Below are 12,385 nucleotides of genomic sequence, written 5' to 3' on the forward strand. Positions count from 1 at the left end.
CCTTACAAAGGCATCTTCATTACATCGTCGAAGGCTTGCACCAATCGATTACGGATTTGCATCATTGCCGAAAAGGATAGGCTAGCCTTTTGTGACGCGACCATGGCACCTACCAAGTCGTCGCTCGCGCCGCTATCTACCGCTTTCATCATCATTGATGAGTGGTTTTGATCTTGGTTTATCGCCGAGATTTTGTGTTTCATCAGCTCGGTAAACGAACCAACTGCCATGCCATTATCGGCAGGATTGGCGCTAATATTGATGGCTCCCTTGGCTATCTCACGATGCACGCTCAGGGTGTCGAGTAATCCAGTCGAGCTGACGTGCGTCCCATTAACCATAAAAATTCCTATTCATCTTTAGTTGCTTCATGCCGCTTGACCGGCACGTTGTAGTAATTGATCGACGTCGATACCCGACTCGCGCATTTGTGCCAACTTGTACCTCAACGCTCGCGTGGTCATCCCAAGCGCATCGGCACTTTTGTTACGATTTCCATTGAAACGTTTGAGGATGTCGACGATATATTGAAACTCTGCCTGACGCTTAGACGCCTTAAGACCATCACCCGTGTCGGCCGGCTCTGGCGACATCAGCAGCTCTACAGCTAAGCCTAACTCTGCCGCTTGTATCGCCTGTCCGCGGCGCATTACGAGTGCGCGCTGAATGCAGTTTTCTAACTCGCGCACATTGCCTGGCCAATCGTGTGCCATTAACAGTTGCTTAGCCGGTTCGCTGAAGTAACACGGCGCAGCCGAACCGGGCGTGTCATATAAACACAAAAAATGTTCGGCTAAGGGTAAAATATCGGCCTTGCGCTCACGCAGGGGAGAAATGGTTAGCGGTAACACGTCCAAACGATAGAAGAGATCTTCTCTGAAGGCACCCATCTCAACCGCTTTACGTAAGTCTTTATTAGTTGAGGCGATTAATCTGATATTTAACGGGATCAGTTGATTGCCGCCCAAGCGTTCAACTTCACGCTCTTGTAATACCCGCAGTAATTTTGCTTGTAGTAATAGTGGCATTTCGCCAATTTCATCGAGCAGCAAGGTGCCACCGTTAGCCTGTTCAAATTTACCGGCTTTGTCGCTCAGTGCGCCAGTAAAGGCCCCTTTTACGTGACCGAACAGTACCGACTCCAACATGCTCTCAGGAATGGCCGCACAGTTAATCGCGACAAAAGCGTTATTAGCCCGTGATGAGTGGCGATGAATATAATGGGCTAGCGGCTCTTTACCTGTGCCGCTTTCACCACAAAGTAAGACGCTGGCTTCGGTTGCGGCAGCGCGATGCGCTAACATCAATAGTTGGCGGCTCACTGCCGCGGCGACCACTAGACTCGTGTCTGGTTGCTCGAGACGGCGTAAACGGTTCACTAGCGCAAACAGTGACTCGCCGATCACAGGTAGTAATAAGTAATCCTGCGCGCCAGCTTGCATCGCCGCCGCCGCTAATTCACTTTGCTCTGGTGCCAACAATGCCACCAGATTACCGGCCTGATATTCGGTTAATTGCGCTGCAACCTCGTTGGGCTCGCATTGTGATAAGTTAACCAAGGTCAACCAAGGCTGGCAGTTACCTTGTTGCCATAGACTAAATCCAGCACTTAAAAGTTGTTGCTGGATATCATCTGGTAGCTCTATACCAAGGGTTCTAATACTGAGGGAATTCATATCGATGCTCTCCAATCGGAACCTATCACTTTGAGGTCTGCTTAACTAAACGTATGCTGACTCTGCGATTGGCCTGCCGACCCACCTCAGTCGTGTTGCTGCTTTTGGGGTAGCGGGTGCCATGACTGCGCACCTGTATCATGGCTCGGCTTATGCCCAGCTCAATCAAGCGTGCGACCACTTCGTCACTGCGTTGTCTGCTTAACATCAAGTTAGCCAGTCGATCACCGTTACTGTCGGCGTGGCCATCGACCAAAATTTGGTTAATCTGTTTATCGGCCTTGACGTAGGCGGCGATCGCTTGGATATCGGCCAGTTGTGCCGCAGTTAAGCTGTCTGAACCTTTGGCAAACAACAATTCACGCTGGCGAACATAAGAAAAAGGTTGAGGCAGCAGATTACCTATGCATTTACTCATCTGACGCGCTCCGGCTTGGGTCGATACCGCGCTCGAGTCTATTCGATAGAGCGACTCGCCTTGCTCGGCAAGCAAGATTTGCCACGCATAATTACTTTCTAATGCTTCGAGAAAAAGGTCTGCTGAAGAGGTGCTTACAGCACTTTTACCCTGACCTTGCAAGGTCGTGCGGGCTAAAATACTGGTCTGGGATTGCCATGTAGAAGGTTCGATACTGGCGGTGATCTCTAGACTGTCAAGTGCAAGCCAATCGGCATTAAGCGTCAAGCGGATCGGCTGACCAGGTTGGGCGACTAACGCCATAGCGCCGAATCCCGTAACGGGGTGGCGCAGCTCACAACCAAAGCGATCACCTTGGTACAGCCACTGGGCTTTTTCAAGCGGCGTTTTATAAACGGTCACATTAGGGTTAGATAATGCCACAGGAGCCGACAGCACAAGCAATAAGAATAAAGAAAAACTAACAAAACCACGCATAAACAACCTCAATGCCTTTATTCTTATGGCGTGATCGACACTCCTAAAGCTTAATCTTTGGCAATAATTACTCTGGAACACAATTTGTTAATAACTCGTAATGCGGTCCATCGCAAATGAATTGGCGCAAACATCAAAATAGTTAATCAAACACTTAATTATAAAGTAATACCGATTAACTCAGATTAATCAAACTATATATGTTGATAGTTTTTCATCCAAAAAAAACTAATCATCAATCAATGAAAATCAATTAGTTGATTCATTAATTAATACCTAGTCCATTGGGAGCCTAACGATCATGAAGTTGGTAAAAAACTTTATTTTTCAGCTAGTAGTTATTCCACCTATTTAAGCCGCTTTATCGATGACAGCTCGATATAAACACAAAGTACTTTACTAGTATGACAGATAGTATGTCAATTACACACTGATTAAAAAATAGTTCACTATTGGTGATCTTTTAAGATTGAAACCGACATACTTGACTGGTATGTTTAGCGCCAAATTAAGAGTGGCTGCATTTTAAATATAAAAAAATACCACCTAAAGAGTCAATAAAACAACAATCGACAATTATTTGGCGCTAATTCAATAATTAAAATAGCAAATTGAAAATGAAATGTTCACTGATAAATAATTAGCAATCTTTATTTAACAAATGAATAGATGTTAGTGAGCAAAAATAAAACAAAATCGAAATTGAGCTTTATTTTAAAAATGTGATCGACTGCTCAGTTTTTACTTTAGACAAAACAGATGACATGTCTATAGACAGATGTTAGTGATTTTTTAGTATTCGACCTTTATAAATCAATACTAAGCGTGATCAGTTAGGCGAATCTTGCTTTCAATGCGGAGAAAAAATGAAAACAACGACAAAATCTCGCCTACTAAAGGCAGGCTCAGGCCATAAGGTTAGGCCAGTGATGCTAGTACAGGAAAAACTTGCTCGGGCACGCTTGCTGCAGCAACTCATCCTTAGCAGACGGCCATTACTGGATGCCATCAATACGGTACTGGCCCCCTTAACCCGTAATGGTCATGGCGCCGTGTATAACGTGACATTGACAGAGCAGGATAGTCCGCTGCAGCCCGAAAGTTATCATGCTTGGTTTGTCTGTCGTTATCAGCAAAAGACCCTTGGGTGGTGGCGCATCGACAGTTGTACCTTAGATCAGCTGGCCAGTTGCTATTACGGTAGCCTTGCCACACCTCTGAGTTCACCGCTGCGTGAGCCTAGCCAGTCGGAATTTAGATTGGTGAAAAACTTATTACTCCAAGCCCTAAGCGCACTACCAATGGGGAAAATAGACCCAGAGCAAGTTGAGCTAGAGTTGGTTAAACCGCCAATGTCACTTGATGCTCCAGCAGTCTGGTCTATCGACCTTGGCAAAGAGCGTTGCGTGGCTCCTATGCTGTTTTGCATGGCCGAACACTTGCTTGGGCTAATGTCGGAACAACCCAAGGAATCTGTAGCCAACAAAGATCTGGCGAAAAAGCTCGAGCTTTGGTTACAACAATTACCCATTAAGTTGCAGATGACCTTAGGCCAACACGCCATGCCAGTGCGTTCGCTTAACCAGCTTAATGTTGGCGACATACTGCCAATGAATTTAAACCCTAAGGGCCAGCTTAATGTGGGTAACCGCCCCTTATTCCAGGCTTCCGTGCATAGTCATGAAGGCCAAATGGTCGCCAAATTGACCCAAGATATATTTCAACATGAGGACAGCAACATTGGCTGAACAGGACTTACTATCGAATGACGAGTTTTTACTCGACGATGACATTTTCGCCGAAGATAACTTTTCTACGCCTAAGGCTCAGAATAAACCATTGAAAGATATTTCATTCTTTCAACAACTTCCGGTGCAGGTCACACTTGAATTGGCCAGCGCAGAGATGTGTCTTGGCGAGCTGACACGTATGGGTGAAGGCGATGTCATAGCCCTAGACCGTATGGTGGGTGAGCCCTTAGATATCAGAGTCAATGGTGCGCTGCTAGGTAAGGGGGAAGTCGTTGAAGTGGGCGGACGCTATGGTGTACGCCTACTTGAAGTGGAAGATATCGGTTTAGGCGGAGCAAGCGACTAATGCTACTGCGAGCGTTGATACTGAGCCTCTGCCTTTTAGCCCCTCAGGCATTTGCCGCTGATGGCCTCACATTACTCACGCTCGATGGGGCTCAAGAGAGCCAAGCGGTCAACATAAAGCTGGAGATCTTGGCGCTGATGACGGCGCTAAGCCTGTTGCCTGCGCTGCTAATGATGATGACCAGCTTCACGCGCATCGTCGTGGTATTGGCGATTTTAAGGCAGGCATTGGGGTTACAGCAAAGTCCACCCAATAAGGTACTTATCGGTATCGCGCTAGTGCTAACGATTTTTATCATGCGCCCTGTGGGGGATCGTATCTATCAAGATGCCTACCTGCCTTATGATCAAGGTCAGCTTGAACTAACCGAAGCTGTCGCTATTGCCAAAGTCCCCTTGAGTCAGTTTATGCTGGCACAAACCCGAGAAACCGACTTAGAGCAGATGCTTAAGATTGCGGGTGAACCTACCAATCTTAAGGCTGAAGAGGTGCCATTTTTTGTACTGATGCCCGCTTTTGTGTTGAGTGAGCTCAAAACGGCGTTTCAAATTGGCTTCTTACTCTTTTTGCCCTTTTTGGTGATCGACTTGGTCGTGGCCAGTGTGTTGATGTCTATGGGGATGATGATGCTGTCGCCACTGATCATTTCGTTGCCGTTTAAGCTGATGATCTTTGTCTTAGTCGACGGCTGGTCTATGACGGTCAGTACCCTGACTGCGAGTTTTGGGTAACATAATGGATACCAATCAACTCACAGTTTTATTCGCCGATGCCATGTATCTTGTGGTCGCCATGGTGATGGTACTTGTGACCCCTGGCTTACTGCTCGGCTTGTTGATCGCCGTATTTCAAGCGGCGACACAGGTCAATGAACAAACCTTGAGCTTCTTACCCCGCTTGGTCTTGACCCTGTTAATGGTACTTTTTGCTGGTCATTGGTTAATTCAGAAACTGATGGATTTCTTCGACCAGTTATTTATGAACATTCCCCACATCATAGGCTGACATGCTTTCGCTCACTTCAATCGAGATAAGCACCATGATTGGCAGCTTCTGGTGGCCTTTTTGTCGTCTAATGGGGGCATTTATCGTGATGCCTTTGCTAGGGAATGCCTTCGTACCTGTGACGGTGAGAATTTTACTGGCTTTCAGCCTAGCTGCGCTGCTGGGCCCCATGCTGCCGCCTGTGCCTCAGGTGGATGCCGTCTCGGCTGGTGCCCTGTTGCTGGCGATTGAACAGCTATTAATTGGCTTTATGTTAGGGTTGTTTCTCAGTATTTTGCTGCATGTCATGAGTATGCTGGGCACTATCATGTCGATGCAGATGGGCTTGGCGATGGCCATTATGAATGATCCAGCCAATGGCAACTCTAATCCGATTTTAAGCCAATGGTTCTTAATGTTTGGCACCTTAATCTTTCTGGCCTTAGACGGTCACTTAGTGGCGATTGGCATATTGGTCGACAGTTTTCGTCTATGGCCGATTGGCATGGGCATTTTTGATCTGCCGTTAATGGGGCTGATCCATCGTGTTGGCTGGCTCTTTGCGGCGTCATTAATGCTGGCGATTCCGGCGGTATTAGCCATGCTGATGGTTAACATTACCTTTGGAGTATTAAGCCGCGCCGCGCCCTCATTGAATATTTTTTCACTGGGTTTCCCTATGACCATGCTGATGGGCCTACTGTGCGTATTGCTCTCTTTTAGTGGCATCCCCAGTCGTTACAGCGATGTGTGCCTCGATGCGCTCACCGCTATGTATCAGTTTATCGGTGGCAGCGCATGAGTCAGAACGATAAACACGATAAAACCGAGGAACCCACCCAGCAGAAACTGCGCAAGGCCAGAGAAGAGGGCCAGGTTCCGCGATCGAAAGATCTGGCGGCGGCGGCACTGATCATCAGCTGTTCTTTACTGCTCACCAGCAGTGCCGACTGGTTTGCCGAGAAAGTCAAAGAGCTGCTCAAATACAATATGTACCTGACCAAAGCCGATCTAAACCAGCCAGATATGATGACACGCCACTTAGGCGCGAGCCTGATGCATATGCTCGAGCTACTGGGGCCGCTGTTTATTATGGTCGCGCTATTAGCTGCCGTGGCTGGTGCCCTGCCCGGTGGCCCCCTATTGAGCTTTAGTAATGCGGGATTTAAATATAGCCGCATCGATCCTGTCTCTGGCATTGGTCGCATCTTCTCGGTGCAATCATTGATTGAGCTGCTTAAGTCTGTGCTTAAAATTGTGTTGTTGATTGGCATCATGTTTGCCTTTTTAAGCGGCCATTTACAAGAGCTGCTGAACTACAGTCAACTGCCCATCGATGAGGCGATTAGCCGCGGTATGACTCTGCTATCGGAAGGGATGCTTTATTTAGGTACAGGCCTGCTGGCCATCGCGCTGATTGATGTGCCTTATCAATATTGGCATCACCGTAAAGAGCTGCGCATGTCTCATCAAGATCTTAAAGATGAACATAAGCAGCAGGAAGGTAAGCCCGAAATTAAGGCGAAAATACGTCAATTACAACAACGTATGGCGCGATCTCGTGCCGATACCGTGATTCCAAAAGCCGATGTGCTCTTGGTTAACCCCACCCATTATGCGGTGGCCTTAAAATATGACCCCAACTTGGCCGATGCCCCTTACGTTATCACTAAGGGCACCGAAGAGTTAGCCCTGTATATGCGTAAGCTCGCCAAGCAACATAATATCGAAGTGATTGAGATCCCGGCGCTTACCCGCGCTATCTATCATACGACACAGGTCGATCAACAAATTCCGGCAGCGCTATTTACCGCGATTGCCCATGTACTTAGCTATGTAATGCAGATTAAGGCGTCTCGCCAAGGCAAACAACAAAAGCCTGAGCCTTTGCCTCATTTCTTCATTCCTCCCCATTTACGACACGATTAAAGGATTGCTTAACCTATGAACTGGCTATCACGCACCTTTTCAGGAAACTATAGCGCTATCGGCATCCCTGTGATGCTGCTAGCGATTCTGGCCATGGTGATTTTGCCGCTGCCACCTTGGTTGCTCGACGTCCTCTTTACCTTCAACATCGTCCTTGCGGTGATGGTGTTGTTGGTGAGTGTGTCGATCCGCCGGCCATTGGAGTTTTCGGTATTCCCAACGCTCCTACTGCTAGCCACCTTGATGCGCTTGACGCTGAACGTGGCATCCACCCGAGTGGTGTTAATTGAAGGCCACGAAGGAGGCGACGCTGCGGGTCGAGTCATTCAAGCTTTTGGTGAAGTGGTCATTGGCGGCAACTATGTTGTCGGTGCGGTTATCTTCCTCATCTTAATGATCATCAACTTTGTGGTGATCACTAAAGGTGGCGAACGTATTTCTGAGGTATCTGCGCGCTTTACACTCGATGCCTTGCCCGGTAAACAGATGGCGATTGATGCCGATCTTAATGCTGGCACCCTCACCCATGAACAGGCCCGCATCCGCCGCCAAGATGTCGCCAGAGAAGCCGATTTCTATGGCTCGATGGACGGTGCCTCTAAGTTTGTCCGTGGTGATGCCATTGCCGGCCTGTTGATCCTCGCGATCAACATTATTGGTGGTATCAGTATCGGTATCTTTATGCACGATCTCAGTGCCGCCGATGCCTTTAAAACTTACGCGCTACTCACCATAGGTGACGGCCTAGTTGCGCAGATCCCCTCGCTACTGTTAGCCACAGCGGCAGCCATCATAGTAACCCGGGTCTCTGATGCTGAGGAGATGCCGGCGCAATTAACCCGACAACTACTGGCCAATCCAAAGACTTTAGCGACGGCGGCAGTAGTGATGTTTATCTTAGGCATCACCCCGGGCATGCCTGCAGCAGTGTTCCTGTCGTTTGCACTGTTACTGGGCTTCGCCTCATGGCGACAAAGCCGTAATGTGACGCCCATTGCCGAGAGTAGCGCCGATGAAACCATTGAGAACACCCTTACTGAGCCCTCTGCACCGAGCTGGGACGCCCTGCCCTACACAGATATTATCGAGGTTCGCCTTGGCTATCGTCTAGTGCATTTAGTGGAAAAAACCAAGGGCGCCGAACTGCAAAAACGCCTCACGGGGATTAGACGCACCTTGTCAGAACAAGCAGGCTTCTTGCTTGCAGAAGTGCGGGTACGAGACAACCTCACTCTCGCCCCTAATGCCTATCAAATCAATTTTATGGGTACTCAGGTGGCCTATGCCGAGTTAGAGCCCGATCGCCTTATGGCCATTAAAAGTGGCCCAGTGTACGGCAAAATAGATGGTATCTTAACGGTGGAACCTGCCTATCAAATGGATGCGGTATGGATAGAGACCGACATTAAGGCCAAGGCGCTGAACTTAGGCTACTCGGTGGTCGACAACGCGACTGTCATTGCCACCCACGTGAGCAAACAGCTGCGAGAATCGCTGGCCGACTTACTGCAACACGATGATATTATGCATCTGAGCGATCGCCTCAGTAAGCAAGCGCCTAAGCTGGCAGAGGCCTTAACCACAGCGTTAACTCCGGTGCAATTACTGAAAGTATTTCGTTTACTGCTAAAAGAACAGGTGCCGTTAAAAGATATTCGCACCATCGCCACCACGTTACTTGAGTGCAGCGAGCAGACCAAAGATCCCGTACTACTGGCCGCCGATGTTCGCTGCGCGTTGCGCAACAGTATCTTACAGCAGATAGTGGGAACCAGTGCGAAATTGAATGTACTGACCTTGGCGCCGGAATTAGAGCAGACCCTGATGACCGCACTCAACCAGTCACAGCAACAGGGCAAAGTGGCACTCGACAGTTTTCCGGTAGAACCGAGTTTACTCGCCCAGCTGCAACAGCGCATGCCACAACTGCTGAGCGAAACTAAAGAGAAAGGTCACAGCCCTATCTTACTGGTATCGCCACAACTAAGGCCGCTGCTGGCTCGTTATGCACTGGCATTTGCCAGGGGACTACATGTGCTCTCCTATAACGAAGTGCCTGAAACAAAAGAACTGATGATCGCGGGTCAACTCGGTTAACCTAGCCGCTAGCCTTGGTGAGCCCCAAGGCTAGCACGCAAGATTGATCGCCATCATAAGCTTATCTCTGTTACACTCATGAGCTTATAATGCACCCACTTTTATCTTGCTCACTCAATGACTGTAACCCCTATGACACGGACAACTGGCTCAGTAATACCTCATCCTTACAGCAGTGAGCACACGCTTACCTCCCCCCAATTACAGCGCTTTTGGCAACAAATCACCACAGGTGAATTGGCCGTCAGCCCAGAGATCACACTGGCTTATATGGCAGTCACTCATCCCAGCCATAAGCGCACCCTAGTGCTCAGTAATGGCCGCGTCGAGTCTTACCTTAAGTACCAAGAAGTGATCTACGATTGCTATCAGCAAGGTTACAATGTTTATGCTCTGGATCACCGAGGACAAGGACTCTCTAGTCGGCTGACATTGAATCCCCATAAGGGACATGTCGAGCATTTTGATGATTATATTGATGACTTTGAAAAATTTATCGAACAGGTTGTCCTACCCGCACAAGCACAAGATAGCCCCCTATTTTTGCTGGGGCATTCAATGGGCTGCGCCATCAGTAGCCTGTATGTCGCACGTAATCCTCACACTTTTAGCGCGGCTGCATTTTCAGCACCCATGTATGGCATACGTCTACCCGCACCTAAACCGGCGATCCTCTGGCTTGCCACTTGGTTAGACAAATTCAGACGAGATGGCGAACCCAACTATGTACCTGGCGGGTGCAACTATCGTCAGGTAGCCTTTGAAAAAAATGAGCTTACTCATTGTCAAATACGCTATCGGCGGTACCAACAGCTCTATAACGAGCGCCCCGAATTACAGTTAGGCTCACCCACCAATCGCTGGCTAACCGAGTCAATTAAGGCTGCTGAATACTGCGTTAACAGCGTCAAACACAGTACTGTCCCCATGTTAATTCTGCAAGCAGATGAAGACACCATAGTCGATAACACGGCACAAGACAGGGCAATAGGGGAGAATGCCCAGCGAGTCATTGTCCATGGCGCGCGGCACGAAATACTGTTTGAGAGCGACAACATCCGCAATCACGCCCTTAACAGCCTATTTGACTTTTTCCAGCAATACGCCTAAACCCCATCACTTTGGGGTAGTCATACCCAATAAGGGCTATCCCAATAAACTAGCGGTAAACATAGCTCACCGCTCTCCATTGGCTTTATCTACATACAGATAAACGCAGTCATAAAACACCTCCCCATCTGCATTGAGCCACCCAGTCATAGCTATGCATTAAAAACAGCCCTAAACTTATCGAAATAGTGGCTCGATATTCACCAACTTATCCGCAGATACCGCTTCGAGCAGTCACAAGGGCACCTAACCCGCTTAACAAAAACATTCGACCAACATGGAGTAGGGTATATAGACAGGGAAAATATGACCTAGTAATAAGCTTATGAACGAGAGCTAGAGTCAACTTGGCGACAGCCAAATGCGAGCGAATGAGAAACAAGGATACTGAACTGGCTTTTATATAGGGATATATTGAGTCGAACTGGCTATTGGCAGAATGCAGGCGGATTTCTGTTTATAAAGAGTCAGCCCCTAGGGGTGGGTAAATACCAAACAATGTTAGGAACCTTGATGGTCCAATTGAACGACGAAGAGCATGGGTGCATAAATGCCACATAGACCATGGATGCTCGAGAGTGACCACTGCTTTAGCAACGACTCACGCACTACACTCAGTACCATCGTTATCATTTCTCTGAAAAACAAATACGAAAAAGCCCTTAGCATTGCTGCTAAGGGCTTATCGTAATGTTGGCGGAGCGGACGGGACTCGAACCCGCGACCCCCGGCGTGACAGGCCGGTATTCTAACCAACTGAACTACCGCTCCTTTAGACCGAAGTCTAAATTCTTTTATCGTCGCTAGCGTGTCATGGCTAGGAGACGTGCTCTATTGAGCTTATTAGGCGTCTGGAAATGACCTACTCTCACATGGGGAGACCCCACACTACCATCGGCGCGATTGCGTTTCACTTCTGAGTTCGGGATGGGATCAGGTGGTACCACAATGCTATGGTTTCCAGACAAATTCTTACTGGTTAATTGTCCGTCTGACGGCATTGTTTCCTCGCTACAGTGCTCATGTACTAAAGTACACTCCNCGCTTCGCTCGTTACGGCTTTGTCAGCCAAACAATTACCTGCGTAATTAACCAAAATTATAAATTTAGAAAGCTGTTCTCTTTATACAAGAGTTAAATTTGAGTCACACTAAATCAAGTGGCGGTATTCTTTCGCTAAGTATTCACTTAGTTAGAAACCCTTTTGGGTTGTATGGTTAAGCCTCACGGGTCATTAGTACAAGTTAGCTCAACGCCTCACAACGCTTACACACCTTGCCTATCAACGTAGTAGTCTCCTACGGCCCTTTAGAGGACTTAAAGTCCTAGGGATGACTCATCTTAGGGCTCGCTTCCCGCTTAGATGCTTTCAGCGGTTATCGATTCCGAACGTAGCTACCGGGCAATGCCATTGGCATGACAACCCGAACACCAGCGGTTCGTCCACTCCGGTCCTCTCGTACTAGGAGCAGCTCCCTTCAATCATCCAACGCCCACGGCAGATAGGGACCGAACTGTCTCACGACGTTCTGAACCCAGCTCGCGTACCACTTTAAATGGCGAACAGCCATACCCTTGGGACCGACTTCAGCCCCAG

At 48.3% G+C, this 12,385-nt stretch carries 11 protein-coding genes, 1 tRNA gene and 2 rRNA genes; 8 read left to right on the forward strand and 6 right to left on the reverse strand.

Features of this window, described 5'->3' with window-relative positions:
* Positions 1-2 precede the first annotated feature (2 nt).
* From fliE to DN599_RS15300, 3 genes are read right to left on the reverse strand one after another with little or no spacing between them, the layout of a single operon-like run.
* Positions 3-341: a flagellar hook-basal body complex protein FliE gene (gene fliE / locus DN599_RS15290; RefSeq protein ID WP_110458443.1), complete on the reverse strand. Its 339-nt coding sequence runs from the start codon at positions 339-341 to the stop codon at positions 3-5.
* A gap of 27 nt (positions 342-368) precedes the next feature.
* Positions 369-1,676 carry a sigma-54 interaction domain-containing protein gene (locus DN599_RS15295; RefSeq protein WP_110458444.1) on the reverse strand — a complete coding sequence of 436 codons (1,308 nt, stop codon included), beginning with the start codon at positions 1,674-1,676 and terminating at the stop codon, positions 369-371.
* Between the two features lie 25 nt (positions 1,677-1,701).
* Positions 1,702-2,571 (reverse strand): OmpA family protein, encoded by an 870-nt coding sequence (locus tag DN599_RS15300; RefSeq protein ID WP_110458445.1) that lies wholly within the window; start codon positions 2,569-2,571, stop codon positions 1,702-1,704.
* 866 nt (positions 2,572-3,437) lie between these two features.
* Here DN599_RS15300 and DN599_RS15305 point away from each other — a divergent pair.
* The 8 genes from DN599_RS15305 to DN599_RS15340 all read left to right on the forward strand — a co-directional run bounded on the left by DN599_RS15305 (position 3,438) and on the right by DN599_RS15340 (position 10,788).
* Entirely contained in the window at positions 3,438-4,319 is an 882-nt protein-coding gene (locus DN599_RS15305) for a FliM/FliN family flagellar motor switch protein (protein ID WP_110458446.1), read from the forward strand.
* The gene (locus DN599_RS15310) at positions 4,297-4,668 is read left to right on the forward strand and encodes a FliM/FliN family flagellar motor switch protein (RefSeq protein ID WP_170146360.1); all 372 of its coding nucleotides are present in this window, start codon (positions 4,297-4,299) and stop codon (positions 4,666-4,668) included. Before DN599_RS15305 ends, DN599_RS15310 begins: the two co-directional genes overlap by 23 nt.
* The gene (fliP, locus tag DN599_RS15315) at positions 4,668-5,399 is read left to right on the forward strand and encodes a flagellar type III secretion system pore protein FliP (RefSeq protein WP_110458448.1); all 732 of its coding nucleotides are present in this window, start codon (positions 4,668-4,670) and stop codon (positions 5,397-5,399) included. The genes DN599_RS15310 and fliP overlap by 1 nt, the downstream gene beginning before the upstream one ends.
* Before the next feature lie 4 nt (positions 5,400-5,403).
* Positions 5,404-5,673 (forward strand): flagellar biosynthetic protein FliQ, encoded by a 270-nt coding sequence (locus DN599_RS15320; protein ID WP_110458449.1) that lies wholly within the window; start codon positions 5,404-5,406, stop codon positions 5,671-5,673.
* A 1-nt stretch (position 5,674) separates the two neighbouring features.
* Complete coding sequence (gene fliR, locus DN599_RS15325) at positions 5,675-6,454, forward strand: flagellar biosynthetic protein FliR (protein ID WP_110458450.1); 780 nt, start codon at positions 5,675-5,677, stop codon at positions 6,452-6,454.
* Entirely contained in the window at positions 6,451-7,581 is a 1,131-nt protein-coding gene (gene flhB, locus DN599_RS15330) for a flagellar biosynthesis protein FlhB (RefSeq protein WP_110458451.1), read from the forward strand. The genes fliR and flhB overlap by 4 nt, the downstream gene beginning before the upstream one ends.
* A 15-nt stretch (positions 7,582-7,596) precedes the next feature.
* Complete coding sequence (gene flhA / locus DN599_RS15335) at positions 7,597-9,678, forward strand: flagellar biosynthesis protein FlhA (protein WP_110458452.1); 2,082 nt, start codon at positions 7,597-7,599, stop codon at positions 9,676-9,678.
* A 132-nt stretch (positions 9,679-9,810) separates the two neighbouring features.
* The gene (locus DN599_RS15340) at positions 9,811-10,788 is read left to right on the forward strand and encodes an alpha/beta fold hydrolase (RefSeq protein ID WP_110458453.1); all 978 of its coding nucleotides are present in this window, start codon (positions 9,811-9,813) and stop codon (positions 10,786-10,788) included.
* 694 nt (positions 10,789-11,482) lie between these two features.
* Here the strand turns inward: DN599_RS15340 and DN599_RS15345 are convergent.
* From DN599_RS15345 to DN599_RS15355, 3 genes are all read right to left on the reverse strand, one after another.
* Positions 11,483-11,559, reverse strand: a tRNA-Asp gene (locus DN599_RS15345).
* Between the two features lie 78 nt (positions 11,560-11,637).
* A 5S ribosomal RNA gene (rrf, locus tag DN599_RS15350) occupies positions 11,638-11,753 on the reverse strand.
* A gap of 248 nt (positions 11,754-12,001) precedes the next feature.
* Positions 12,002-12,385: ribosomal RNA gene (locus DN599_RS15355) — 23S ribosomal RNA — on the reverse strand; the annotation flags it as partial.

Source organism: Shewanella algidipiscicola (genome assembly GCF_900380485.1).
Classification (GTDB): Bacteria; Pseudomonadota; Gammaproteobacteria; order Enterobacterales; family Shewanellaceae; genus Shewanella; species Shewanella algidipiscicola.